The sequence below is a fragment of the Kitasatospora sp. NPDC048365 genome, assembly GCF_043200835.1.
Lineage (GTDB): Bacteria > Actinomycetota > Actinomycetes > Streptomycetales > Streptomycetaceae > Kitasatospora > Kitasatospora terrestris.
The window spans coordinates 19,792-45,031 of the sequence record NZ_JBICYJ010000046.1; the positions used below are offsets into that span (position 1 = coordinate 19,792).

Here is a 25,240-nt window from a genome sequence, read left to right on the forward strand (position 1 = left end):
CTGGGGCCGGACGGGACGAGGGGGACGGATGCGGCTCGGTGCGGTGGGGAAGCGGTACGGCCGGGGCACGCCCTGGATCCTGCGCGACGCGGAACTCGCCGTCGGGGCGGGTGAACTGGTCCGGATCGAGGGCCCGAACGGCAGTGGCAAGTCGACCCTGCTGAGGCTGGTCGCCGGGATCGAGCGGGCCGACACCGGTGACGTGGTGGTGGACGGACGGCGGGCGTACGTGCCCGAGCGGTTCCCGCCCGCGCTGCCCTTCCACGCGCACGGCTACCTGCGGCACCTGGGCCGGATCCACGGGCTGCGCAAGGACGAGGCCGACCGGCGGGCCGGCTACTGGCTGGAGCGCTTCGGCATCGCCGGGCGGAGCGGGACGCCGATCGCCCACCTCTCCAAGGGCACCTGCCAGAAGGTCGCCGTCGCGCAGGCGCTGCTCGCCGAGGCGGACGTGCTGCTCCTCGACGAGGCCTGGACCGGCCTCGACCGGGTGGCCCGCGCCGAACTCGACACCGCGGTCGCCGAACGGGCGGCCGGCGGCGGGCAGGTGCTGTTCGTCGACCACGACCCCAACCGGCTCGCGGGGATGACCACCGCGGCGTACGCGGTCGTCGACGGCGCGCTGCGGGCCGCCGAGCTCGCCGAGCAGGGGCCCGCCGGGCCGCTGGTCCGGATCGAGGCCGAGGGCCCGGTGCCCGAGTGGCTGCCGGGGGCCCCGGCCCGCAAGCCGCTGGCGGACGGCGCGACGCTGCTGGAGGTGGACGCCCGCCACTCGGACGCGCTGCTGCGACGGCTCCTGACGATCGATCCGCCCGCGCACATCCGCGCGGTGGGGGAGTCGGACGGCGGCCCGGGGCCGGTGTGGTCGGCGGCGGAAGCCCCAGGGGCCGCGTCCTTCGACCCGGGGCCGGCCTCACCGGCGGGCGTCGCCGCGGCGGGGTCGCGCGCCCCGCTCGGCGCCCTGGTCGCCTACTACGTCGAACTGCTGCTCCGGTCGCAGCGCTGGCTGCCGCCGGTCCTCGCGTACGTGCTGCTGCTGGTCGTCGGGATGTCCGCGGGGGAGGAGGCGTTCGGGGCGCTGGCGTTCTCGGGGGCGGTGCTGGTGCCGGTGGCGGCCTGGCTGGTGCGCTGCACGGTGACGGCGGAGCCGGCGGCGGCGCGGTCCTGCGTGGTGGCGGCGGCGGGCCCGGTGCGGACGCACCTGGGGGCGCTGCTGGCGGCGCTGCTGGTCTCCTCGGCGCTCGGGGCGCTGGGGCTGGCGGCGGTGCTGCTGATGTCCGGGGACGCGCGGTCGGACAAGGCGTGGACGGCGCCGGCGGGCCTGCTGGTCACCGCGGTCTGCGTGCTGACGGGCGCGGCGGTCGGCACGCTGTTCAACCGTCCGGTGGTGCTGGGCGCGCAGTACGGGATCCCGCTGGGTCTGGCGGCGGCGACGCTGGCGCTGGTCACCACGGGCACCCCGGCCAACCTGGTGCTGCGGGCGCTGATCGGCGCCTCGCGCCGTGAGGGCCTGCACCTGCCCGTCCTGGCGCTGCCGGAGGCGCTGCTGGTCGCGGGTGCTGCCCTGGCGGCGGCCGCACTGCTCGTCGGCCGCCGCCAGGAGTAGGGCCTGCGCAGGCAGGGGGGCGTGCACAGACCCCTGGGGTTCCGGGCCCCTACAGGCCCGGGATCCGGCGGTCCGTGAAGGCGTGGCGGACCGTTTCGGCCGCGCCGTCGCCGTACATCTGCCGGGCCGTCGCCACGGTCTTCAGCGCCGCGGCGCTGAAGGTGGTGTCCGGGGCGAAGGAGAACTGGGCGTTGACGATGATCCGGTCGGCGGTGCGGGCACCGAGCGCCTTGCGGATGTCGTACAGGGCCTGGGACCAGATCTCGCCGTCGGCGTGGACCTCGCCGACCACGTCGGCGTAGGTCTTGCCGGTGTCGAGGCGGCGCAGGCAGTGGACCGGGCCGGCGGTGTAGCCGGTGGAGTCCCAGTCGGCCACACAGGCGTCGGGGGTCAGACGCGGCCAACCGTACCGCGCGTCGGCGGCATTGGAGACCTCGACGGCGAGGTAGTCGCCGAAGGCCTCGCCGATCGCGCCGGCCTCGGGCGAGCTGCCGAACCCGGGCACCTGGGCCTCGTGCACGGCGTGGCCGTACTCGTGGACGATCACCTCGGCGTCCTCGGCGTCGTCGACCCCGCCCTTGCCGAAGCGGATCTCGTCCTTCTTGTCGGTGAAGAAGGAGTTGTCGGAGCCCCACTGGTTGAGCCGGACGTTCTGCACCCGGTTGTTGGCACCGGGCAGCTCGCTGCCGAAGCCGAGCGACTGCAGGTACTCCTGGGCCTCGTTGACCCAGAAGTAGGCCATCACCTGCTCGAAGCGGTCGTCGTCGCGGGTGTACCGGTAGTCGCCGGTGGCCGAGTACGCGGGAGCGCCGGTCTCGGAACGGACGGCGGCCCACCGGCCGGTCAGGTGGCCGCTGCCGTCGAGGCCGCGCAGGGCGACCGCGGCGTAGGCGGAGGCGGGGACGTCGGTCGCGGCGTCCTTGGTGTCGGTGAGGGACTCGTTTCCGGTGGACTGCACCGGGTTGACCATGAAGACGCTGCCGACCGGCGTCACGGGTCCGCCGGGGGCGGGCTTGGCGAGCGCCGGGGTGGCGAGGCCGGCCAGCGCGGTGAGCGCGGCGGCGGCGGCGAGGGCGAGCCTGGGCAAGACTCCTCCTGGGGGGTCGAGGGGCACCGCCGGGGATCATGCCGTATGCCGGCCCCGCTGAGAAGAGGGCAGAACTTTCGGGTTTTCCAGCGGTATGCCGAAAATCCTTCGGCAACACGCCTGTCCGACCGGCAGATCATCCCTTAAGCGCCAAAAAATCGGACACACCGACACGAACAAGAATAAATATGGCAAACCATGGCTAGGGTGCTGGAAGACCGCCACGCCCGCAGAGTCGGAAGGACCCCGCCGTGAGCAACCTGTTCGCCATCTCCTACCCGGATCTCCCCACCGCGCAGAAGGTACGCGACGAGCTGGTCGGCCTGCAGAAGCAGAAGCTGATCGAGCTGGAGGACGTCGTCGTGGTCGAGCGCCGCGAGGACGGGAAGATCAAGCTGCACCAGGCGGTGTCCACGACCGGTGTCGGCGCTGCCTCGGGCGCGCTCTGGGGCGGGGTGATCGGCCTGCTGTTCTTCATGCCGTTCCTGGGCGCGGCGGTCGGCGGCGCGACCGGCGCCGCGATCGGCGCGTCCACCGACACCGGTGTCGACGACAACTTCATGCGCCAGGTCGGCGAGCAGCTCGAACCGGGCAGCGCCGCGGTCTTCGCGCTGGTCCGCAGGGCCACCGCGGACAAGGTGGTCCCGGCGGTGGCGGCCTTCGGCGGCCGGCTGATCCAGACCTCGCTGAGCCACGAGGAGGAGGAGCACCTCAAGGAGATCGCCAAGGCCGCCCAGCCGGCCGGCGTCTGACCGAGCGCCACCCTCAGTGGCCAATTCCTCGGCGACCGTCAGGGCGGGCGCGCCCGCCCGGCGGCCGGTCAGGACCCGGCGCAACACCGAACTTGCCCTGGTCCTGGCCGCCGTCCTGATCGCGGTCTTCGGCTACATCGAGGTCGGCGTCAACACCGACGGCACCGTACCGCCCGACACGGCGTGGTACGGTGCCGCGCTCGGTGCGCTGGCGCTGGTCGCGCACGGCGTGGTCCGCTGGCGCGCCCCGTACGCCGACCCGCTGCCGCTGCCGATCGCGGTGCTGCTGAACGGCATCGGACTGGTCGTCATCTACCGCCTCGACCTGGCCACCCCGGGCAGTTCCGCGGCGCCCACCCAGCTGCTCTGGTCGACGCTCGGCGTCGCGCTGTTCATCGCGGTGGTGGTGCTGCTGCGCGACCACCGGGTGCTGCGGCGGTACGCGTACATCGGCGCCCTGGTGGCGCTGGTGCTGCTGATCCTGCCGATCTTCTTCCCGCCGGTGTACGGCTCGCGGATCTGGATCCAGCTCGGCCCGCTCTCCTTCCAGCCGGGCGAGCTGGCCAAGATCCTGCTGGCGATCTTCTTCGCCGAGTACCTGGCGGTCCGCCGGGACGCGCTGGCGCTCACCGGGCGGCGGATCTGGCGGTTCCAGCTGCCGCACGGGCGGGTGCTCGGACCGGTGCTGCTGATCTGGGCGGCGTTCGTCGGCGTGCTGGTGCTGGAGACCGACCTCGGCACCTCGCTGCTGTTCTTCGGCCTCTTCGTGATCATGCTGTACGTGGCCACCGCGCGCAGCGGCTGGATCGCCATCGGCCTCTTCCTGGCGGCGGTCGCCGCCGTCGGGGTGGGCTGGCTCTCCCCGCACGTGCACAGCCGGGTCACCGACTGGCTGGACCCGCTCGGCTCGATCGCCGCCGGCCAGGGGCCCAACCAGATCGCCCAGTCGCTGTTCGCCTTCGCCTGGGGCGGCCTGCTCGGCACCGGCCTCGGGCTCGGCCACTCGATCCTGATCGGCTTCGCCGCCAAGTCCGACTTCATCCTGGCCACCATCGGCGAGGAGCTCGGCCTGGTCGGCCTGGTCTCGGTGCTGATGCTGTACGCGCTGCTGGTCTCGCGGGGGTTCAGGACCGGGATCGCGCTGCGCGACCCGTTCGGCCGGCTGCTGGCGATCGGCCTGGCCTCGATCGTCGGCCTGCAGGTCTTCGTGGTGGCCGGCGGGGTGCTCGACCTGATCCCGCTGACCGGCATGGCGCTGCCCTTCGTCGCCCAGGGCGGCTCGTCGGTGGTGACCAACTGGATCATCGTGGCGCTGCTGGTGCGGATGAGCGACAGCGCGCGCCGGCCCGCGCCGGAGGTGCCGGCCCAGGCCGTACCGGAGGGGTCATGAGGCGCCGTACCCGCGAACGGTCCGCCGACGGCGGGCCGCAGGACCTGCCGGGCATCTCCACCACCGGGCGGCGGGCCGGCACCTTCTGCCTGGTGCTGATCGTCGTGCTGGCCGCGCAGGCCACCCGGGTGCAGGTCTTCCAGAAGAAGGCGCTGGACCACAACAGCGCCAACCAGCGCCTCACCATCGAGCGCTACTCCCAGCCGCGCGGCAACATCATGGTGGCGGGCGAGCCGATCACCGGCTCCGCCCCGACCGGCGGCAAGTACGCGTACAAGCGCACCTACACCGCGGGCCCCACCTACGCGGCGGTCACCGGGTACTCCTCGCAGACCTACGGCAACACCCAGCTGGAGGGCATCTACGACGACCTGCTCTCCGGCACCGACCCCCGGCTGGCGAGCTGGGCGGTGTGGGACGAGGTCGCCCGCCGGCAGCAGCCCGGCGGCGACGTGTACACCACCATCGACAGGGCCGCCCAGCAGGCCGCGATCAAGGGACTGGGCGGCCAGCAGGGCGCGGTCGCGGCGATCGAGCCGGCCACCGGGCGGATCCTGGCGCTGGCCTCGACGCCGTCCTACGACCCCGGCACCTTCGCCGGCTCCTCGGCCGCCGACCAGCAGGCCTGGGACAGGCTGCAGGCCGACACCAACCAGCCGATGCTCAACCGGGCGCTGCGCCAGATCTACCCGCCGGGCTCCACCTTCAAGGTGGTGACGGCCGCCGCCGCGCTGGCGAGCGGCGTGGTCACCGACGTCGACGCGCCGACCGGCGCCCCGTACCCGTACGTGATGCCGGGCACCACCACGCCGCTGAACAACGACACCTCGGCCTGCAACGAGCCGAACCAGTCGCTGGAGGCGGCGATGGTCAACTCCTGCAACAGCGTCATGGGCTACCTGGGCGTGCAGGTCGGACTGGAGCGGATGGTCTCGACGGCCGAGAGCTTCGGCTTCAACGACGCCCGGCTGGACGTCCCGGTGCGCGCCGCCCGGTCCAACTTCGACACCTCGATGAACCAGTCGCAGGTGGCGCTCTCCTCGATCGGCCAGTACGACACCGCCGCCACCCCGCTGGTGATGGCGATGGTCGCGGCGGGCGTCGCCAACAACGGCAAGGTGATGCACCCACAGCTCGTGGACAGGCTCACCAAGAGCGACGGCACCAGCGTCCAGGTGATGCACCCGGCCACCTACCGGCAGGCGCTCAGCCCCTCGGTCGCCGGGCAGGTCCAGCAGCTGATGGTGGACGTGGTGCAGAACGGGACCGGCCGCAACGCGCGGATCGCCGGCGCCACCGTCGGCGGCAAGACCGGCACCGCCCAGCACGGGGTGGACAACAGCGGCGTCCCGTACGCCTGGTTCATCTCCTGGGCGAAGCCCGCCGGGTCGAACGACGTCCCCCCGGTGGCGGTGGCCGTGGTGATCGCCGACAGCGACGCCACCGACGTCACCGGCGGAGGCCTGGCCGCGCCGATCGCCCGGTCGGTGATGCAGGCCGTGCTCGGCGGCTGATCAGTAGTCATCTGCAGGTTTGGTACTGTCCGTGCTTGATCAACCCTCACCAAGAAAGAACCACCCTCGTGAGCACCACCCAGTCCCTCGGCGCGCGGCTGCTGAGGCGCAAGCCCGTCGACACCCTGATCGCCGAGAGCGGCGCGGCCGAGGAGGGGACGGGCCAGGGGCACCTGCGCCGCTCCATCGGCCTCGGACAGCTCTCCGCCATCGGCATCGGCGCCACCGTCGGCACCGGCATCTTCTTCGTGCTCTCCACCTCCGTCCCGGAGGCCGGACCGGCCGTCATCCTGTCCTTCGTGCTGGCCGCGGTCACCGCCGGCCTGACCGCGCTCTGCTACGCCGAGATGGCCTCCGCCATCCCGGTCTCCGGCTCCTCGTACTCCTACGCGTACGCCACCATGGGCGAGGTCGTCGCCTTCGGCGTCGGCGTGTGCCTGCTGATGGAGTACGGCGTCTCGGCCTCCGCGATCGCGGTCAGCTGGGGGCAGTACCTCAACCAGTTCTTCGACCTGGCCTTCGGCTTCACCCTGCCGGCGGCGGTCACCGCGCCGCCCGGCGACGGCGGCTACGTCAACCTGCCCGCGGTGGTCCTGGTGGCCCTGTGCGTGGTGCTGCTGGTCCGTGGCGTCAGCGAGTCGGCGAAGGTGAACGCCGTGATGGTGGCGATCAAGCTGGCCATCCTGGTGCTTTTCGTCGTGGTCGGCCTGACCGGCTTCTCCTCCGGCAACCTGACCCCGTTCATGCCGCTCGGCATGGCCGGCGTCCAGGTCGCGGCCTCCTCGATCTTCTTCTCCTTCATCGGCCTGGACGCGGTCTCCACCGCCGGCGAGGAGGTCCGGAACCCGCGTCGCACCATGCCGCTGGCGATCGTGATCTCGCTGGTCGTGGTCACCCTGCTCTACGTCGCGGTCGCGATCACCGCCGTCGGCGCCCAGCCCTGGGAGCAGTTCGAGGGCCAGGAGGCGGGCCTCGCGCAGATCCTGCAGAACGTCACCGGGCAGAGCTGGCCGGCCATCGTCTTCGCGCTCGGCGCCATCGTGTCGATCTTCTCGATCACCCTGGTGGTGATCTACGGCCAGACCCGGATCCTCTACTCGATGGGCCGCGACGGCATGCTGCCCGAGCGCTTCGCCCGGCTCTCCCCGCGCACCGGCACGCCGGTCTGGAACACCTGGGTGGTCGGCGCGGCCGTCGCGCTGCTCGCCGCGTTCTTCCCGCTGAAGCTGCTCGCCGACATGACCTCGCTGGGCACCCTGGTCGCCTTCACCGTGGTCAGCGTCGGCGTGATCATCCTCCGCCGGACCCGGCCCGACCTGGAGCGCGGCTTCAAGGTCCCGCTGTACCCGGTCGTCCCGCTGGCCAGCGTCGGCTTCTGCATCTACCTGATCACCGGCCTGCACCGGGACACCTTCATCGCCTTCGGTGTCAGCCTGGCGGTGGCCGTGCTGGTGTACTTCGGCTACAGCATCAAGCACTCCCGACTGGCGCAGCCGCAGGCCGACGTGACCAAGGTCTGAGACGCCCGGAACTTCCCGGAACACCCCGTTCCACGAAAGCCCTTGTGAGACGGGGTGTCAGGAAGCTCCACAGAACAAGCACGCCGAGTCCCGGGACAGCACACGCTCCCCACGCCTAACCTTCCAGGCATGGCGAGCACCCGACCCCAGCACCGCACCGAGCAGGCGGTATGCGCCGTGCAGGGGCACCCGGGACGAACGGCCGGCGGCGGTGTCCCACGCCAGCGCGGGCCCCGCCCCGCCGCCGCCCGGTGGGCCGCCAACCCGGTCGTCCAGGCGGCCGGCTGCCTGGTCGCGGCCGGCTGGGCCGCCGCCTTCCCGCTCGTCTCCGACCTGCGCAACCAGGTCTTCTGGGGCACCGTCGCCGCCCCCGCCTACCTGCTGGCCGGCGTCCTGTGCCTCACCCTGCCGCCCCGGATCGCGCCCCGGCTGGCCGCCGCCACCGCCGCGCTCGGCGCGGTCGTCGCGCCGCTCGCCCGGCTGGCCCTGCACGGGCAGCACCAGTCCGAGGTGATGGTCGTCGAACGCGCCGCCGGCCTGCTGCTGCGCACCGGCAGCCCGTACCTGCCCGACCCGGCCCAGGTCACCGACTACAACCCCTACCTGCCCGCGATGGCGGTCTTCGGGCTGCCCCGGGCCGTGCTCGGCAGCGCCGGGCCGGTCAGCCGGGTGCTCGGGGACGCCCGGATCTGGTTCGCCCTCACCTTCCTGGTCTGCCTGCTGGCCGGCTGGCGGCTGCTGCAGCCGACCCTGGCCCGCACCCCGGTGCTGCCGCTCGCGGTGCTCACCAGCTCGCCGCTGATCGCGATGGCCCTGGTGGTCGGCGGGGTCGACCTGCCGCTGATCGGCGTCTGCTGCCTGGCCATGGCGCTTGCCGCGCGCGGCCGCGCCACCGGCGCCGGGCTGGTCCTCGCCTTCGCCTGCACGCTCAAGTGGACCGCGTGGCCGGCGATGCCGGTCGCGGTGCTGATGCTCTGGCGGCTGTACGGCCGCCGGCGGGCGGCCGAGGCGGCGCTGATCGGGGTCGGCGTGAGCCTGGCGGTGATCCTCCCGATCGCGGCCGGCCACCTGCGGCAGCTGCGCGAGCAGGTGGTGCGCTTCCCGCTCGGCATGACGGCCGTGCACACCCCGGCGGGCAGCCCGCTGCCCGGCAAGGTGCTGGCCGGGCTCGGGCCGATCGGGCACACCATCTCGCTCAGCCTGCTCTGCGTCGGCGGCCTGGCCGTCGCGCTCTGGCTGCTCGCCTACCCGCCGACCTCCGCGGTGGCCGCCTGCGACCTGCTCGCCGCCGGGCTCACCGTCGCCTTCACGCTCGCCCCGGCCGGCCGGTTCGGCTACCTCGCGCTGCCGACCGTTCTGGTGATCTGGCCGCGGCTCGCCCGGCGCAGCGCCTCCCCCGAGCACCGGACCGTAGGATCGAGCGGTGAACGGGCGGCGGCGGTTTCTGGGGTTGGCGGTCGGCACGGCGGCCGGTCTGACGGGGTGTGGCCCGGCCCGGACTGATCCGCCGCCGAACACTGACCACCCGTCCGGGACGGCGAGCCCGAGCCCGTCCCCGAGCGCCGCCCGGGACGAGGGCTCCCGGCCCGGCAACGCCGACTGGCGGGTGACGAACGCCGGTCCTTCGGGTGCGATCGAGGGCTTCGCCGACCGGGTGAGCGTGCTGCCGGGCGAGTCGTTCGGGCTGCACGTGTCGACCACCGCGCCCGGCTTCCGGGTCTCCGCGTACCGGATGGGCTGGTACGGCGGTGCCCGGGCCCGCCTGGTCTGGCAGTCCGGTCCGCTGGCCGGCGTCCGGCAGAAGGCGCCGACGGTCGACCCCGGCACCCGGATGGTCCGCACCGACTGGCCCCGGACCACCGCCGTGGACACCGCCGGCTGGCCCGAGGGCAGCTACCTGCTGCGGCTGGACGCCGACGGCGGCGCCGGCCAGCGCTACGTCCCGATCACCGTGCGCTCCCGCTCCACCGCCGGCCGCACGGTGGTGGTGAACGCCGTCGCCACCTGGCAGGCCTACAACGAGTGGGGCGGTCACAACCTCTACAACGGCCCGACCGGCGGCCTGCCGACCCGGTCGCTCCAGGTGACCTTCGACCGGCCGTACGCCTACGCCGACGGCGCCGGGCTGTTCCTGGTGTACGAGGCGCCGCTGATCGCGCTGGCCGAACGGCTCGGCATCCCGCTGGCGTACACCACCGGCGTGGACCTGGCCGCCGACCCCGGGCTGCTGGCGGGGGCGACGGCGGTGCTCTCGCCCGGGCACGACGAGTACTGGTCGCCGGAGCAGCGCGCGCACGTCGCCGCCGCCCGGGACGCCGGCACCAACCTGGCCGTCCTCGGCGCCAACTGCTGCTACCGCCGGGTGCGCTACGAGCCGAGCGAGCTCGGGCCGGACCGGATCGTGGTCTGCTACAAGGGCGCCTGGCAGGAGGACCCCGGGTACAAGCAGGGCAAGCCCGCCACCACCGACTTCCGCTCCCCGCCGGGTGCCGACCCGGAGAGCTCGCTGCTCGGCGTGATCTACGACGGCTACCCGGTCGACGCGCCGTACGTGGTGACCGAACCCGGCCACTGGCTGTACGAGGGGACCGGCGCGAAGGCGGGCGACTCCTTCGCGCACCTGGTCGGCGTCGAGTACGACCGGGTGAACACCGCCTTCCCGACGCCGCGGCCGATCGAGGTGCTCTCCCACTCGCCGGTGGTCTGCGACGGCCGGAAGAGCTTCGCGGACACCGCGTACCACTCGGCGCCCGGCGGGGCGGGCCTGTTCGCGACCGGGACGATGCGCTGGGTGGAGTCGCTGGACGCCACCGGGCCGGGCGGCAACGGCAACCACGGGCTGGACGGCCGGGCCGGGGACTTCACCCGCAGGGTCACCGAGAACCTGCTGCGGGCGTTCGCCGCCGGCCCGTGCGGCCGGGCGCACCCGGCCGCCGACAACGTCCAGGCGGTCTACGGCAAGGGCTGACGCCCGGCCGTCGGATCAGCCGTTGCCGATCCGCAGCAGCTTGGCGACCGCCGGGCCGGCGGACTGGGCGCCGTGCAGGCCGCCCTCGACCTCGGCGGCCACGGCGAGGTTGCCGCGGTAGGCGGTGAACCAGCTGTTGGTGGGCTTGCCGCCGTCGACCTCGGCGGTGCCGGTCTTGGCGGCGGCGCCGGGGATGCCGGCCATCGGCTCGGCGGCGGTGCCGCTCTTCGCGGTCTGGGTCATCAGGGCGCGCAGGTTGGTCAGGACGTCGTTGGAGAGCTGGCGGGCGGCGGGCTTCTGTTCCATGCCGGGGACCAGGATCGGCATCTTGAAGACGCCGCTCTGGACGGTGGCGGCGACCGAGGCCATGCCGAGCGGGTTGGTCTGCACCTTGCCCTGGCCGATGAACTCGGTGGCGGCGCCGGCCATGTTCGACTCGGTGGGGATCTTGGTGTCGAAGTTGGACAGGCCGGTCTTCCACTCCAGGCCGAGGCCGAAGACGTCCTTGGCGATCTTCGGGAGGGTGTCGGGCTTGAGGACCGCGGCGCCCTTCTCGATGAAGGCGGTGTTGCAGGACTCGGTGAAGTCGTCGGCGAAGGTGTTGTTCGGGTGGGCGTCGGGGAAGTCGTTGGCGACCGGGCGGCCGGTGACCATGGTGGTGGAGGGGCAGGCCACCGGGGTGGAGGGGGTGACGCCGGCCTCCAGCAGCGCGGCGGTGGTGACCACCTTCATGGTGGAGCCGGGGGCGGTGGCGCCGGAGAAGGCCCGGTTCTGGCCGGTGGAGGGGGAGAAGGCGAAGGCCAGGATGTAGCCGGTGCTGGGCTCGATGGCGACCAGTGAGGCGGGTCGGGTGCCGCCCTTGGACTGTTCGGCGACGGCGGCCTCGGCGGCGGCCTGGAGGGTGGCGTCCAGGGTGAGCTTCAGCGCGGGGACCGGCTTGGGCTCCTTGATGGTGAAGAGCTTCTCCGGCGTCCCGCTGCCCGAGTCGGGGCTGATCAGCACGCCCGAACCGGCGTCCTCCGGGGAGCCGCCCTGCGGGGCCTGGGTCTTGAACCGCTCCATGGCGGCGGTGAGCGACGGGAAGCTGCCGAGCGGCTTGCCCTTGCGGTCGGTCACCGTGCCGGGCGTGCCGTAGACCGGCTTCACGGCGATGGTCTCGCCCGCGCCGAGGTGCGGGTGGATCACGGCTGGCGTCCAGTGCACGGCGGCCTTGCCGTCGCTCATCTTCACCAGGCCGAGCACGCCGTCGTAGGCCCACGGGGTGCCGCTCTCGGCGAACTCCATGCTGGCCTTGAAGGACAGCGGCACCCCGGTCGGCGCGGCGGCCGTCGGGGACGCTGCCGAGGGGGAGGCGGGGGCGGAGGACTTGGCGCCGGCCGACGCCGAGGGCGAGGGGAAGCTGGTCGGTCCGCCCGCGGTCAGGTGGACCGCGCTCGGCTTCACCTTGTCCTGGAAGGCGGTCAGCGCGGCGGTCGCCGCGTCCGGCGCGTCGGTCAGCTTGCCGGCTGCCATCACGTCGCCCTTGGCCCAGGCGTCCAGGAAGTCCTTGGCGGCCGCCGCCGCCTGCTCGGCGGTCGGCGGCTCGGCCACCACCGTCCGCGGCTTGGCCGCGCTCGCCTCGTCCGAGCCGGTCAACGCACCGGCGATGTTGTACGCGCCGTAGCCGGCCACGGCCAGCATGGCCGTGGCGACGGCGGCGACACCGATCTTCGCGCCCTTGTTCACGCTGTCATCCCCCATGGGTCTGTATGCCGACGGATCCGGCCAGCCCACGGTAGACCAAGGGCATCAGATCCAACTGGTGAACCACATCCTGGCCCGCCAGTCCTCCATCGGAATCGTCTGCCCTGTATAGAGGGGGTAGAAGTACAGAAAGTTCCACATGACGGCGAGAATCAGCAGACCCGCTCCGACTCCGCCCACCGAGCGGCGGTCCTGGGTCGCCCCGGCCGGCCCGATCATCGCGCCGATCATCATCGCCACCGCGAGTGCCACGAACGGCACGAACGCCACGGTGTAGAAGAGGAAGATGGTCCGGTCCTGGAAGAAGAACCAGGGCAGGTACCCGGCGGCCAGGCCGCACAGGATCGCGCCGGCCCGCCAGTCCCGGCGCATCAGCCAGCGGTAGAGGCAGTACCCGAGCGCGACGATGCCCGCCCACCACAGCAGCGGCGTGCCGATGCCCAGCACCTCGCGGGCGCACTCGGCGACGTGGCAGCCCGCCTGGCCGTTCTTCGGCGACTCGTAGAAGAACGACACCGGCCGGCCCTGCAGCAGCCAGCTCCACGGGTTGGACTGGTAGGTGTGCGGGCTGTGCAGGTTGACGTGGAACTCCTCCATCGTCACGTGGTAGTGCCACAGCGAGCGCAGCCAGTCCGGGCCGAAGCCCGGGTGGGTCAGACCCCAGTCCCGGTAGTAGCCGCCCTTGCCCGGCGCGGTCGAGCTGAGGATCCAGCCGGTCCAGGAGGAGAGGTACACGCCGAGCGTGACCACGCCCATCACCAGGCCGGCCAGGAACGCGTCCCACAGGCCCCACAGCAGCCAGTTGCGGCTGCCCGCCAGCCGCCGGGCCGAGGCGTCCCAGCACGCGGCGAGCAGCGCGAAGGCCAGCAGCCCGTACAGGCCGCTCCACTTGGTGGCGGTCATCAGGCCGAGGGAGGCGGCCGCCGCCAGGCGGTAGGGGCGCCAGCCGAGGAACAGCCAGTCGCCGGTCATCCCGTCCGCCAGCCGCTTCGCCAGCAGCGCCCGGGTCCGGTCGCGGTCCAGCAGCATGAAGCCGAACGCGGCCAGGAACCAGAACATCACCACCAGGTCCAGCAGCGCCGCCCGGCTCATCACGAAGTGCAGGCCGTCCACCGCGAGCAGCAGGCCCGCCACGCAGCCCAGCAGGGTGGAGCGGAACAGCCGCCGCCCGATCCGGGCGATCATCAGCACCGACAGGGTGCCGAGCACCGCCGTCATGAACCGCCAGCCGAACGGGTTCATGCCGTACAGCTGCTCGCCCAGACCGATGATCCACTTTCCGACCGGCGGATGCACGATGTACGCCGGGTCGGTGCGGAACGGGATGTTCGGGTTCGGCGCGATGATCTGGCCGTTGGCGTCGTCCGGCCAGGAGGTCTCGTAGCCGCCGCGCCAGAGCGAGTACGCGTCCTTGGCGTAGTACGTCTCGTCGAAGATCAGCGCGTTCGGCGTGCCCAGCCCGGAGAAGCGCAGCACGCCGGCGAAGACCGCCACCGCGACCGGGCCCAGCCAGCCGGACCAGCGGCACAGCCAGGCCCACAGCGGGGCGGGCAGCATGATGCCCAGCCGGGCCAGCGCGGGCGAGGCCGGGACGTCCTCGGGCGTCACCCCGGGGCCGTCCGGCATCGGCGGCACCAGCCGCTGCGCCGGCACCACCGCCGCCCGGCCCTTGGCCGGGTCGAGCACGGACACACCGCCCTGCTCGGGGTGGTCCATACCACTGTCCATGCGTTCCAGGTCGCCGCTCACGCGCCACATCGTAGGGGCGCAACCCGCGGCGCCGACAGGGGAGCGGGGATCTGCTCCCGCCGGACGCCCTTGCGCGGCCGCCCCCGGTCGTGGGGGAGGATGTGGGGGTGACTGGTGTGCTCGTACTCGCAGGGACCCCCATCGGCGACGTCGCGGACGCGCCGCCGCGGCTGCTCACGGAGCTGGCCGCCGCGGACGTGATCGCCGCGGAGGACACCCGCCGGCTGCGCCGACTGACCCAGGCGCTGGGGGTGACCCCGGCCGGGCGGGTGGTGTCCTACTTCGAGGGCAACGAAGTGGCCCGGACGCCCGAGCTGGTCGAGGCCCTGGAGGGCGGCGCGCGGGTGCTGCTGGTCACCGACGCCGGCATGCCCTCGGTCTCCGACCCCGGATACCGCCTGGTCGACGCCGCCGTGGCCAAGGGCCTCAAGGTCACCGCCGTCCCCGGCCCGTCCGCGGTGCTCACCGCGCTGGCGCTGTCCGCGCTGCCGGTGGACCGCTTCACCTTCGAGGGCTTCCTGCCCCGCAAGGCGGGCGACCGCTCCCGGCAGCTGGCCGAGATCGCCGCCGAGCCCCGCACCATGGTGTTCTTCGAGGCGCCGCACCGGATCGCCGAGACGCTGGCCGCGATGGCCGAGGCGTTCGGCGCGGACCGCCCGGCCGCGGTCTGCCGCGAGCTGACCAAGACCTACGAGGAGGTCCGGCGCGGCCCGCTCGCCGAGCTGGCCGCCTGGGCGGCGGACGGCGTGAAGGGCGAGATCACCGTGGTGGTGGCGGGCGCCCCGCCGGCCGCGCCGCAGGACTTCACCCCGGCCGAACTGGCCCGGCTGGTCGCCGTCCGCGAGGAGGCGGGGGAGCGCCGCAAGGAGGCGATCGCCGCCGTCGCGACCGAACTCGGCCTGCCCAAGCGCGAGGTGTTCGACGCCGTGGTGGCGGCCAAGCACGCAGGGTGACCGCGCGTGCCGCCCGGCCCCGGCGCGCGTACGTTGGAGAGAAGCACTCCGTAAACCCGGGGTCGGCGAAGCTTCGGCCTCGGATTCCTCCAGGCCTCACCAATTCGGGCCCAAGACTTGGCAAGCCGGGTGGCGGGGGTGGTGTCCCCGGGCATTCCCTGGGATGGAAAGACCCGTGCCGGACGGACGTCCGGCGGGCGCTGGGAGCCGGCTATGAGTGACACGATCGGTAGCTCTCCGAGTGGCAACGCACCGAGCGGCCTCGGGGTGACCTCGCGGCCGCGCTCCGCGGTCGAGACGGTCCGGGAGGCCTACTCGTTCGCCTGCCTGAGCTGCGGCTACGGCTGGGAGCAGGCCTACGACATCGAGCACCACGTGGCCCGCGACGGCCACATCCTCTTCGAGTACAAGGCGAACGGCGTCCGGGTGCCGTCCCCGCTGAAGGAACCGACCTGCCCCGGGTGCGGCGGGCACAAGGTGCGGATCATGCGGGCGGGCCGGGTGGCGTCGGCGGAGGAGCTCTGGCACCACGCCCCCGGGTACCCGGCGCACGCCGAGCCGGCCGACCTGACCGGGCCCGGCGTGGTGCCGGCACCGACCCGCCGACGCTGGTTCGGCTTCTTCTCCCGCCGGGCCGACTGACCGGGCCGACCGACCCGGGCCGATCGGACCGCGGGGCCGCCCGGACCGGGCCGCTGCCGGAGCGCGGGAACCGCCCCCGCCGTGAAACACGGTCGAGGGTGGTTCCTTCGCGCGACTAAGATTCGGTCGTATGGCGGCCACTGAAGACCACACCAGCACCGAGGCGCAGCGCTCGGCGTACTACGTCACCACCCCGATCTACTACGTGAACGACCGCCCGCACCTGGGCCACGCGTACACGACCGTCGCCGGCGACGTGCTCACCCGCTGGCACCGCCAGCGCGGCGAGAACGTCTGGTACCTCACCGGTACCGACGAGCACGGGCAGAAGATCATGCGCACGGCCGACGCCAACGGCGTCACCCCGCAGCAGTGGTGCGACAAGCTGGTCGAGGAGGAGTGGAAGCCGCTCTGGCAGCACCTCGAGATCGCCAACGACGACTTCATCCGCACCACCCAGAAGCGCCACACCGACCGGGTCCAGGAGTTCGTCCAGGACCTGTTCGACAAGGGCGAGATCTACAAGGGCGGCTACGAGGGCCCGTACTGCGTCGGCTGCGAGGAGTACAAGCTCCCCGGTGAGCTGCTCCCCGGCGCCACCGACGACGAGAAGCTCTGCCCGGTGCACAAGCGCCCGGTCGAGTGGCTGGAGGAGGAGAACTACTTCTTCCGCCTCTCCGCGTACGGCCCGAAGCTGCTGGAGTTCTACGCCGCGAACCCGGACTTCATCCAGCCCGCCTCGGCCCGCAACGAGGTGCTGCGCTTCGTCGAGCAGGACCTCAAGGACCTGTCGATCTCCCGCTCCACCTTCAACTGGGGCGTCCCGCTGCCCTGGGACGAGAAGCACGTGCTCTACGTGTGGGTGGACGCGCTGCAGAACTACATCACCGCCGCCGGCTACGGCTCCGACCCGGAGCGCTTCGCCGAGCTGTGGCCCGCGTCCGTGCACCTGGTCGGCAAGGACATCCTGCGCTTCCACGCGGTGATCTGGCCCGCGATGCTGATGGCCGCCGGGCTGCCGCTGCCCAAGCGGGTCGTCGCCAACGGCTGGCTGATGGTCGGCGGCGAGAAGATGTCCAAGTCCAACCTGACCGGCATCTCGCCCACCGACCTGACCTCGCACTTCGGCGTGGACGCGTACCGCTACTACTTCCTGCGGGCCATCCCGTTCGGCACCGACGGCTCGTTCTCCTGGGAGGACTTCACCGCCCGGTACACCTCCGAGCTGGCCAACGACTACGGCAACCTGGCCTCCCGGGTCGCCGCCATGGTCGGCAAGTACTTCGACGGCGCGCTGCCCGCCGCCACCGCCGCCGGCCCGGCCGAGCAGGCCGTCGTCGACGGCCTGGCGAAGGCGGTGTCCGAGGCAGACCGCAAGATCGGCGAGGAGCTGGACTTCGCCGGCGGCATCGCGGCGATCTTCGAGTTCGTCAAGCTGGTCAACGGCTACCTCACCGAGCAGGAGCCGTGGAAGGTCGCCAAGGACACCTCCGACGAGGGCCAGGCGCGGCTCGCCACCATCCTGTACACCGCCGCCGAGGCACTGCGGGCCACCGCCGTGCTGCTCAACCCGGTGATGCCCAGCACCTCCGAGAAGCTCTGGGAGTCGCTCGGCGCCGAGGCCTCGCTCGGCTCGCTCGCCTCGCAGACGATCGCCACCGTCGCCGACTGGGGTCGGCTGCCCGCCGGCTCCACCGTCGTCAAGGGCGACATCCTGTTCCCCCGCCTGGAAGAGAAGCCCGCGAGCTGATGGCTCCCAAGGACGCAGACCGCTCGACGCCGCCGCCGCTGCCGGAACCCCTGGCCGTGGCGGTGGCCGACAGCCACACCCACCTGGACATGCAGTCCGGCACCCCCGCCGAAGGCCTCGCCAGGGCCGCCTCGGTCGGGGTCACCACCGTCGTCCAGGTGGGCTGCGACGTGCCCGGCTCGCGCTGGGCGGCCGACCTCGCCGCCGAGTTCGAGCAGGTGCACGCCGCGGTCGCGCTCCACCCCAACGAGGCCCCGCGGATCTTCCTCGGCGACCCCGACGGCTGGTCCGGGCAGCACCGGGCACCCGGCGGCGCCGCCGCCCTCGACGCGGCGCTCGCCGAGATCGACGCGCTCGCCGCCCTCCCGCAGGTGCTCGCCGTCGGCGAGACCGGCCTCGACTACTTCCGCACCGGCCCCGAGGGCGTGGACATCCAGAAGGAGTCCTTCCGCCGCCACATCGAGATCGCCAAGCGGCACGGCAAGGCCCTGGTCATCCACGACCGCGACGCCCACGAGGACGTCATCGCCCTGCTCCTCGAAGAGGGCGCGCCCGAGCGGACGATCTTCCACTGCTACTCCGGCGACGCCGCGATGGCCAAGACCTGCGCCGAGCACGGCTGGTACCTCTCCTTCGCCGGCCCGGTCACCTACAAGGCCAACCACGTCCTGCGCGAGGCCCTGTCGGCGACCCCGCTCGACCGCGTCCTGGTCGAGACCGACGCCCCCTTCCTCACCCCGCACCCCTTCCGCGGCCGGCCCAACGCCCCGTACCTGATCCCGGTCACCGTCCGGGCCATGGCCGCCCACCTGGATCTCGCCGAGGACGAGCTCGCCACGGCGATCGCCGCCAACACGGCGCGCGCCTTCGGCTACTGAGGGGCCCGTATCCTGGGCGGGTGAGCAGCACCGACCCCACCACTGACAGCCACCTGCTGGGCGCCGCGGACATCCGCGAACTCGCCGCCGCGTTCGGCGTGAAGCCGACCAAGCAGCGCGGGCAGAACTTCGTCATCGACGGCAACACCGTGCGACGGATCGTCCGGGCCGGCGGCGTGACCGCCGAGGACGCGGTGGTGGAGGTCGGGCCCGGGCTCGGCTCGCTGACCCTGGCACTGCTGGAGGTCGCCCGGCACGTCACCGCCGTCGAGATCGACCCGCTGCTCGCGCAGCACCTGCCGACCACCATCGCCGCCCGGATGCCCGCCAAGGCCGACGCCTTCGACCTGGTGCTCAGCGACGCCATGGAGGTCCGCGAGCTGCCCGGGCCGCCGCCCACCGCGCTGGTCGCCAACCTTCCGTACAACGTGGCCGTGCCGGTGCTGCTGCACATGCTGGAGACCTTCCCCAGCATCGAGCGCACCCTGGTCATGGTGCAGAGCGAGGTCGCCGACCGGCTCGCCGCCAAGCCCGGCAACAAGGTGTACGGCGTCCCCTCGGTGAAGGCCAACTGGTACGCCGACGTGAAGCGGGCCGGCGCGATCGGCCGGAACGTCTTCTGGCCCGCGCCGAACGTCGACTCCGGCCTGGTCTCGCTGATCCGCCGCGAGCCGCCGGTCACCAAGGCCACCCGGCGCGAGGTGTTCGCGGTGGTCGACGCCGCGTTCGCCCAGCGCCGCAAGACGCTGCGCGCCGCACTGGCCGGCTGGGCCGGCTCGCCCGCCGCCGCCGAACAGGCGCTCGCCGCCGCCGGCATCGACCACAAGCTGCGCGGCGAGATGCTGACCGTGGAGCAGTTCGCCGCGATCGCCGAGCACAAGCCCGCGAAGGACTCCGAGTGAGCGTCACCGTCCGCGTCCCCGCCAAGGTCAACGCCCAGCTCGGGGTCGGCGGACTGCGCGCCGACGGCTTCCACGACCTGGCCAACGTCTTCTTCGCCGTGGCGCTCGCCGACGAGGTGACCGCCACCCCCGGCGAAGGCGTGACGCTCAGCTGCGAGGGCCCCGACGCGCACGTCGTCCCGCTCGACGACAGCAACCTCGCGGCCCGCGCCGCCCGGCTGCTCGCCGCCCACCACGGCCTCGCCGACCCCGGCGTCCACCTGCACATCACCAAGGCGATCCCGGTGGCCGGCGGCATGGCCGGCGGCAGCGCGGACGGCGCCGCCGCGCTGGTCGCCTGCGACGCGCTGTGGGGCCTGGACACGCCGCTCCCCGTCCTGCTGGAGCTGGCCGCCGAACTCGGCTCCGACGTGCCCTTCGCGCTGCTCGGCGGGGTCGCGCTGGGCCGCGGCCGGGGCGAGATCCTGGAGCCGCTGCCGGTGGCCGGCACCTTCCACTGGGTGTTCGCCGTCGCCGACGGCGGGCTGTCCACGCCGGCCGTGTTCCGCGAGTGCGACCGGCTGCGCTCCGAGGCCGGCACCGGCTTCACCGACACCGACGTCCCCACCCCGGACGCCGACCCGGCCCTGCTCGCCGCCCTCGCCGACGGCGACCCGGTCGCCCTCGCCGACGCCCTCGCCAACGACCTGCAGGCCGCCGCCCTCTCGCTGCGCCCCGCCCTCGCCGACACCCTCCGGGCCGGCACCGACGCCGGCGCCCTCGCCGCCCTCGTCTCCGGCTCCGGCCCGACCTGCGCCTTCCTCACCAAGGACGCCGAGACCGCCGCGCACGTCGCCGCCGCCCTCCGCGCCTCCGGCACCTGCCGCACCGCCCACGCCACCCACGGCCCGGTCCCGGGAGCGGTGGTCCGGACCGGTTGACCTGGAGTGCGCTCCAGAATCCAGACTCCTTGTCAGCGGCCGGAACCGACGGGCCGCTGACGAGGGGAGTCACCATGAAGTACCGCACCATCGGCACCGACGCGCGGGGTCGCCGCGAGGTCAGCGTGCTGAGCCTGGGCGCCATGCTGTTCGGGACGCTGACCGACGAGGCGACCTCGTTCGCGATCCTCGACCGGTTCGTCGAGGCGGGCGGGACCTTCGTCGACACCGCCAACAACTACGCGTACTGGCTGGACGACAGCCAGGGCGGGATCAGCGAAGAGGTGATCGGCCGCTGGCGGCGCAGCCGGGGGATCACCGACGAGGTGGTGGTGGCCACCAAGCTCGGCGCGCGGCCGAAGGCACCGGGGACGGGCTTCGTGGAGAACGGCGAGGGGCTCTCCGCGGAGGTGATCCGGGAGCAGTCGGAGGCCAGCCGCAAGCGGCTCGGGGTGGAGAAGCTCGACCTGCTGTACGCGCACATCGAGGACCCGAAGGTGCCGCTGGAGGAGACCGTGCACGCCTTCGGCGAGCTGGTGGAGCAGGGCACGGTGGGGCTGCTCGGGGTCAGCAACCACTGGTCGTGGCGGGTGGAGCGGGCCCGCAACATCGCCGAGCGGGCCGGACTGCCCGGGTACCAGGTGCTCCAGTACGGGCACAGCTACCTGCGGCGCCGCGCGGACCTGCCGGGGCTGGTCTCCGAGGGCGGGGACAACGCGGCGGTCCAGGGCGACCTGCTGGCGTACGTCCGGGAGAACCCGGAGCTCGCGCTGATCGCCTACTCGCCGCTGCTCGGCGGCGGGTACGTGCGCCAGGACAAGCCGCTCGGCCCGTCCTTCGACCACGCGGGCACGCCGGCCCGGCTGGCCGCGCTGCACGAGGTGGCGAAGGACTGCGGCGCGACGCCCAACCAGGTGGTGCTGGCCTGGCTGCTCGGCGGCGCCGTCCCGGTGATCCCGCTGGTCGGCGCATCCTCGACCGGGCAGTTGCAGGAGTCGCTGGACGCGGTCGACCTGGAGCTGACCGCCGAGCAGCGCGCCCGGCTGGACGAGGCCCGCTGACCGGCAAAGGTGATCGAGATGTGACCAGGTGATCTTCAGCGGTCCGGTGGCGATCACTACGGTTGGGCGGCATGCACAACGGTGATTCGCCTTCCGGGCCGCGCCCGCCGGACGGCTACCAGCAGTGGGACGACCGCCTCCAGGACGGCTTCGTCCCGCCCGAGCCCTTCGCCGAGGAGGAGCCGTACCGGCCGCCGCTGGTCCCCCGGGCCCTGCAGCGCAAGCTCGTGCTGACGCTCGGGGCCGTGGGGCTGGCCTTCGTGGTGGTCAAGGCGGTGCTGCCGTCCACGTACGAGAAGGCCGACCGGGCCCGGCCGGCGGTCCCCACCGCGGCGCGCTCCGCCATGCCGGCACCGTCCGCCACGCCGGCACCGTCCGCCACGCCGACGCGGGTCGCGGACCCGGACCGGCCGCAGGTCCCGCTGGACCAGGTCTTCCCGGCCGAGGTCCGGGCGGAATCGGGCGTGGTCTTCAGCAAGGTGGCCGCCGCCACCATGGACTCCTGCACCGAGCCGGATTCGGTCGGGCCCCGACTGATCGAGATGATCGAGGGGAGCGACGGCTGCGTCGGCGAGCAGATCGCGCTCTACCGGGACGCCGACGGCAACCAGTACAACGTGGCCGTCTTCACCATGGCGGACCCGGTGGACACCGTCCGCCTGATCTCCCGGCTGTCGGTGGCCTACGACGACTTCCAGGTCGGGGCGCAGGCCCCGCCGCCGGAATCGGGACTTCGCACGCTCCCCCCGGACAGCTTCATGGTCCAGGCCTTCGGCGCCTCCGGCCGGGCGCTGGTGGTCGGCCTCGGTCAGTGGGCCGACGGGCGCGCCACCGGAGCGCAGCGGCTGGTGGACCGGATGCGGCCGCTTGCCGGGGCTGTCGAGGACGCGGTCTCCGCCTACGAGTCCCGGCGCTGAGCGGGCCCGACGGCGGCGGCCACTAGGCTGGACGTACCGGGCGGGGAGCCCGGGTGTCCAGTCAGGGAGTAACACAGCAGTGGCCGTCAACCTCGCCACCATCGAGTCCGTCAGCAAGGTCTACGGCACCAGGGCCCTGCTGGACGCCGTCAGCCTGGGCGTCAGCGAGGGCGACCGGATCGGCGTGGTCGGCCGCAACGGCGACGGCAAGACCACGCTGATCCGGATGCTCGCCAAGCTGGAGGAGCCGGACAGCGGCCGGATCACCCACTCGGGCGGGCTGCAGATGGCCGTCCTCACCCAGCACGACTCGCTCGACCCGAAGGCCACCATCCGGCACGAGGTGATCGCCGACCGGGCCGACCACGAGTGGCTCGGCGACGCCCGGATCCGCGACATCATCCAGGGTCTGTTCGGCGGCCTGGACCTGCCGGGCTTCGCGGACGGCCTGGACACCGTGATCGGCCCGCTCTCCGGCGGCGAGCGCCGCCGGATCGCGCTGGCCAAGCTGCTGCTCGGCGAGCCCGACCTGGTCGTCCTGGACGAGCCCACCAACCACCTCGACGTCGAGGGCATCGCCTGGCTCGCCAAGCACCTGCAGAACCGCCGCTCCGCGCTGGTCTGCGTGACCCACGACCGGTGGTTCCTGGACCAGGTCTGCACCCGGATGTGGGACGTCCAGCGCGGCGAGGTCCGCGAGTACGAGGGCGGCTACTCGGACTACGTCTTCGCCCGCGCCGAGCGCTCCCGGATCGAGGCCACCGAGGAGCAGAAGCGGCAGAACCTGGCCCGCAAGGAGCTGGCCTGGCTGCGCCGCGGCGCCCCGGCCCGTACCTCCAAGCCGCGCTACCGGATCGAGGCGGCCAACGCCCTGATCGCGGACGTGCCGGAGCCGCGCGACAAGTCCGAGCTGATGAAGTTCGCCAACGCCCGCCTCGGCCGCACGGTCTTCGACCTGGAGAACGTGACCGTCAAGGCCGGTCCGAAGCTGCTGCTGGAGAACCTCACCTGGCAGCTCGGCCCGGGCGACCGGATCGGCCTGCTGGGCGTGAACGGCGCCGGCAAGACCTCGCTGCTGCGGGCGATGCAGGCGGCGTTCGCCACCGAGGGCGACGTGCAGCCCGCGTCCGGTGTGATCAAGGTCGGCAAGACGGTCCGCCTGGCCTACCTCTCCCAGGAGGTGGCGGAGCTGGACCCGGCCACCCGGGTACTGCAGGCCGTGGAGCAGGTGCGCGGCCGGGTCGACCTCGGCAAGGGCCGGGAGATGAGCGCCGGTCAGCTCTGCGAGCAGTTCGGCTTCGGCAAGGACAAGCAGTGGACGCCGGTCGGCGACCTGTCCGGCGGCGAGCGGCGGCGGCTGCAGCTGCTGCGCCTGCTGATGGACGAGCCGAACGTGCTCTTCCTGGACGAGCCGACCAACGACCTCGACATCGAGACCCTCAACCAGCTGGAGGACCTGCTCGACGGCTGGCCCGGCTCGATGATCGTGATCAGCCACGACCGCTTCTTCATCGAGCGCACCACCGACACCGTGCAGGCGCTGCTCGGCGACTGCCGGATGCGGATGCTGCCGAACGGCGTCGACGAGTACCTGGAGCGTCGCGCCGCGATGGCCGAGGCCGCCGCCCCGCAGGCGCCCGCCCCCGCGGCCGCCGCCAAGCCCGCGGCGGACACCCGCGCGGCGAAGAAGGAGATGCAGAAGCTGGAGCGGCAGATCGCCAAGCTGGACGACCAGGAGTCCAAGCTGCACGCCAAGCTCGCCGAGAACGCCGCCGACTTCTCCAAGGTCGCGGAGCTGGACGCCCAGCTGCGCAAGGTCAAGGAGGAGAAGGAGGAGCTGGAGATGGCCTGGCTGGAGCTGGCCGAGGAGGTCTGAGCCGCCCCCGCGGGCCCGGGACGCCGTCCCGGGCCCGCGGCGCGGCTCAGCCCTTGGTGAGGTGGACCGCGACGGTCTTCGTCGCGGTCACGTTCACCTGGTAGTCGGGGTCGAGGGCGGTCGCCGTCGAGGCCACCTCCACGTCGCCCTTCTGGAACGGCACCGTGCCCTCCGGCGTGACCGAGGCGCTCCACGCGACCGGCGCGCCCGGGGTGCAGTTGACGGTGGTGCCGTAGCTGCCGCGGATCAGCGTGCGGTGGCTGACCTGGGTCACCCGGTTGCTGACGTTCACCGCGACGGGCTTGTTGCAGGTGACGGTGCCGTGCACGGTGGCGTTGCCGTTGAGTGTGCTCGCCTTGCCGTCCACCGCGACGCCGACGCCCAGGGCCAGCTCGGCCGGCGGCGCCGGGTTGCTGAGGTGGACCTCGCCGCGGGCGGCCGCGGACCAGCCCTCGCAGTGCTGCTCGAAGGAGGCGTCCAGGGTCTGGACGTAGCCGTTCGGGCCGTACACCACGTCGGTGATGGTGAAGGAGCCGGTCAGGGTGTTGCAGCCGCGGCCGTCGCCGGACAGGCTCAGGCCGGGCTCGGCGGGGCCGTTGAAGGGCGAGCGGGTGGCGCCGGTGTAGGTGCCGGCGTGCAGGGTCTGGCCTTCCGGCGCGGCCAGGTCGAGGTACCACCAGTCGCCGTGGGCGCCGCTCAGCGAGACGCTGATCGCCGTGTGCTCCGGGTTCGCCGTGACGTCGAGGCGGTCCTGGTCGGCGGTGGAGTAGCTGTAGGACTGGCCCCCGCTGATCCAGTCGCCCGGGTCGCCGGAGAAGGCGAGCGACCCGCTGGTGACGGTCTGGGCGTGCGCGGCGGATCCGGTGAGCAGGGTCGTCCCGGCGGCGAGCGCCAGGGCGAGGCCGACACCCGCGGCGGACCGGGCGAGCGGGCGGGTGGGCAGGCTGAACGTCATGCTTCTTCCCCCAAGAAGTGGTGACCGGACGGCCGACGGCGGGGTCGCCGCCGAGCC

General features: G+C 73.0%; 20 protein-coding genes. 16 read left to right on the plus strand and 4 right to left on the minus strand.

Annotated elements, in window-relative coordinates:
- Positions 1 to 28 precede the first annotated feature (28 nt).
- Positions 29 to 1,606 (plus strand): ATP-binding cassette domain-containing protein, encoded by a 1,578-nt coding sequence (locus ACGFX4_RS33635; protein WP_393082674.1) that lies wholly within the window; start codon positions 29 to 31, stop codon positions 1,604 to 1,606.
- 49 nt (positions 1,607 to 1,655) lie between these two features.
- Here ACGFX4_RS33635 and ACGFX4_RS33640 read toward each other — a convergent pair whose 3' ends face one another.
- Positions 1,656 to 2,693 (minus strand): M4 family metallopeptidase, encoded by a 1,038-nt coding sequence (locus ACGFX4_RS33640; protein WP_393082677.1) that lies wholly within the window; start codon positions 2,691 to 2,693, stop codon positions 1,656 to 1,658.
- A gap of 251 nt (positions 2,694 to 2,944) precedes the next feature.
- On the opposite strand from ACGFX4_RS33640, the gene ACGFX4_RS33645 reads away from it, so the two are divergent.
- From ACGFX4_RS33645 to ACGFX4_RS33670, 6 genes are all read left to right on the plus strand, one after another.
- Positions 2,945 to 3,445 (plus strand): DUF1269 domain-containing protein, encoded by a 501-nt coding sequence (locus tag ACGFX4_RS33645; protein ID WP_393082680.1) that lies wholly within the window; start codon positions 2,945 to 2,947, stop codon positions 3,443 to 3,445.
- 16 nt (positions 3,446 to 3,461) lie between these two features.
- Positions 3,462 to 4,835 carry an FtsW/RodA/SpoVE family cell cycle protein gene (locus ACGFX4_RS33650; RefSeq protein ID WP_393082683.1) on the plus strand — a complete coding sequence of 458 codons (1,374 nt, stop codon included), beginning with the start codon at positions 3,462 to 3,464 and terminating at the stop codon, positions 4,833 to 4,835.
- Positions 4,832 to 6,349 (plus strand): penicillin-binding transpeptidase domain-containing protein, encoded by a 1,518-nt coding sequence (locus tag ACGFX4_RS33655; protein WP_393082686.1) that lies wholly within the window; start codon positions 4,832 to 4,834, stop codon positions 6,347 to 6,349. The genes ACGFX4_RS33650 and ACGFX4_RS33655 overlap by 4 nt, the downstream gene beginning before the upstream one ends.
- A 68-nt stretch (positions 6,350 to 6,417) precedes the next feature.
- Entirely contained in the window at positions 6,418 to 7,869 is a 1,452-nt protein-coding gene (locus ACGFX4_RS33660; protein ID WP_393082689.1) for an APC family permease, read from the plus strand.
- Between the two features lie 129 nt (positions 7,870 to 7,998).
- Entirely contained in the window at positions 7,999 to 9,372 is a 1,374-nt protein-coding gene (locus ACGFX4_RS33665) for a hypothetical protein (protein WP_393082692.1), read from the plus strand.
- Between the two features lie 103 nt (positions 9,373 to 9,475).
- Positions 9,476 to 10,837 (plus strand): N,N-dimethylformamidase beta subunit family domain-containing protein, encoded by a 1,362-nt coding sequence (locus ACGFX4_RS33670; RefSeq protein WP_393082695.1) that lies wholly within the window; start codon positions 9,476 to 9,478, stop codon positions 10,835 to 10,837.
- Between the two features lie 15 nt (positions 10,838 to 10,852).
- On the opposite strand, the gene ACGFX4_RS33675 is transcribed toward ACGFX4_RS33670, so the two are convergent.
- Positions 10,853 to 12,562: a penicillin-binding transpeptidase domain-containing protein gene (locus ACGFX4_RS33675; protein ID WP_393082698.1), complete on the minus strand. Its 1,710-nt coding sequence runs from the start codon at positions 12,560 to 12,562 to the stop codon at positions 10,853 to 10,855.
- 63 nt (positions 12,563 to 12,625) lie between these two features.
- The gene (locus tag ACGFX4_RS33680; protein WP_393082701.1) at positions 12,626 to 14,338 is read right to left on the minus strand and encodes a dolichyl-phosphate-mannose--protein mannosyltransferase; all 1,713 of its coding nucleotides are present in this window, start codon (positions 14,336 to 14,338) and stop codon (positions 12,626 to 12,628) included.
- Between the two features lie 98 nt (positions 14,339 to 14,436).
- Here ACGFX4_RS33680 and rsmI point away from each other — a divergent pair, with 98 nt between their 5' ends.
- From rsmI to ACGFX4_RS33725, 9 genes are all read left to right on the plus strand, one after another.
- On the plus strand, positions 14,437 to 15,282 hold the full coding sequence (gene rsmI, locus ACGFX4_RS33685) for a 16S rRNA (cytidine(1402)-2'-O)-methyltransferase (RefSeq protein WP_345698670.1): 846 nt from the start codon (positions 14,437 to 14,439) through the stop codon (positions 15,280 to 15,282).
- Between the two features lie 213 nt (positions 15,283 to 15,495).
- A complete protein-coding gene (locus ACGFX4_RS33690; RefSeq protein WP_393082704.1) occupies positions 15,496 to 15,924 on the plus strand; it encodes a hypothetical protein in 429 nt (142 codons plus the stop codon).
- A 130-nt stretch (positions 15,925 to 16,054) separates the two neighbouring features.
- Complete coding sequence (gene metG / locus ACGFX4_RS33695) at positions 16,055 to 17,674, plus strand: methionine--tRNA ligase (protein WP_393082707.1); 1,620 nt, start codon at positions 16,055 to 16,057, stop codon at positions 17,672 to 17,674.
- On the plus strand, positions 17,674 to 18,552 hold the full coding sequence (locus tag ACGFX4_RS33700; RefSeq protein WP_393082710.1) for a TatD family hydrolase: 879 nt from the start codon (positions 17,674 to 17,676) through the stop codon (positions 18,550 to 18,552). The genes metG and ACGFX4_RS33700 overlap by 1 nt, the downstream gene beginning before the upstream one ends.
- A 20-nt stretch (positions 18,553 to 18,572) precedes the next feature.
- Positions 18,573 to 19,454 carry a 16S rRNA (adenine(1518)-N(6)/adenine(1519)-N(6))-dimethyltransferase RsmA gene (gene rsmA, locus ACGFX4_RS33705; RefSeq protein WP_393082713.1) on the plus strand — a complete coding sequence of 294 codons (882 nt, stop codon included), beginning with the start codon at positions 18,573 to 18,575 and terminating at the stop codon, positions 19,452 to 19,454.
- Positions 19,451 to 20,374: a 4-(cytidine 5'-diphospho)-2-C-methyl-D-erythritol kinase gene (locus ACGFX4_RS33710; protein WP_393082715.1), complete on the plus strand. Its 924-nt coding sequence runs from the start codon at positions 19,451 to 19,453 to the stop codon at positions 20,372 to 20,374. The genes rsmA and ACGFX4_RS33710 overlap by 4 nt, the downstream gene beginning before the upstream one ends.
- A 74-nt stretch (positions 20,375 to 20,448) precedes the next feature.
- A complete protein-coding gene (locus tag ACGFX4_RS33715) occupies positions 20,449 to 21,435 on the plus strand; it encodes an aldo/keto reductase (RefSeq protein WP_393082718.1) in 987 nt (328 codons plus the stop codon).
- Between the two features lie 71 nt (positions 21,436 to 21,506).
- Positions 21,507 to 22,352, plus strand: a complete 846-nt coding sequence (locus ACGFX4_RS33720) for a hypothetical protein (protein WP_393082721.1) — start codon at positions 21,507 to 21,509, stop codon at positions 22,350 to 22,352.
- 79 nt (positions 22,353 to 22,431) lie between these two features.
- The gene (locus ACGFX4_RS33725) at positions 22,432 to 24,228 is read left to right on the plus strand and encodes an ABC-F family ATP-binding cassette domain-containing protein (RefSeq protein WP_393082724.1); all 1,797 of its coding nucleotides are present in this window, start codon (positions 22,432 to 22,434) and stop codon (positions 24,226 to 24,228) included.
- Positions 24,229 to 24,274: 46 nt separating this feature from the next.
- Here the strand turns inward: ACGFX4_RS33725 and ACGFX4_RS33730 are convergent, their stop codons facing one another.
- Positions 24,275 to 25,183, minus strand: a complete 909-nt coding sequence (locus tag ACGFX4_RS33730; protein WP_393082727.1) for a hypothetical protein — start codon at positions 25,181 to 25,183, stop codon at positions 24,275 to 24,277.
- Positions 25,184 to 25,240 lie beyond the last annotated feature (57 nt).

Coding starts and splice junctions, on each gene's coding strand:
- ACGFX4_RS33635 (WP_393082674.1), top strand. CDS start 29: ATGCGGCTCGGTGCGGTGGGGAAGCGGTACGGCCGGGGCACGCCCTGG.
- ACGFX4_RS33655 (WP_393082686.1), top strand. CDS start 4,832: ATGAGGCGCCGTACCCGCGAACGGTCCGCCGACGGCGGGCCGCAGGAC.
- ACGFX4_RS33665 (WP_393082692.1), top strand. CDS start 7,999: ATGGCGAGCACCCGACCCCAGCACCGCACCGAGCAGGCGGTATGCGCC.
- ACGFX4_RS33680 (WP_393082701.1), bottom strand. CDS start 14,338: ATGTGGCGCGTGAGCGGCGACCTGGAACGCATGGACAGTGGTATGGAC.
- ACGFX4_RS33690 (WP_393082704.1), top strand. CDS start 15,496: ATGAGTGACACGATCGGTAGCTCTCCGAGTGGCAACGCACCGAGCGGC.
- metG (WP_393082707.1), top strand. CDS start 16,055: ATGGCGGCCACTGAAGACCACACCAGCACCGAGGCGCAGCGCTCGGCG.
- ACGFX4_RS33700 (WP_393082710.1), top strand. CDS start 17,674: ATGGCTCCCAAGGACGCAGACCGCTCGACGCCGCCGCCGCTGCCGGAA.
- ACGFX4_RS33715 (WP_393082718.1), top strand. CDS start 20,449: ATGAAGTACCGCACCATCGGCACCGACGCGCGGGGTCGCCGCGAGGTC.
- ACGFX4_RS33720 (WP_393082721.1), top strand. CDS start 21,507: ATGCACAACGGTGATTCGCCTTCCGGGCCGCGCCCGCCGGACGGCTAC.
- ACGFX4_RS33730 (WP_393082727.1), bottom strand. CDS start 25,183: ATGACGTTCAGCCTGCCCACCCGCCCGCTCGCCCGGTCCGCCGCGGGT.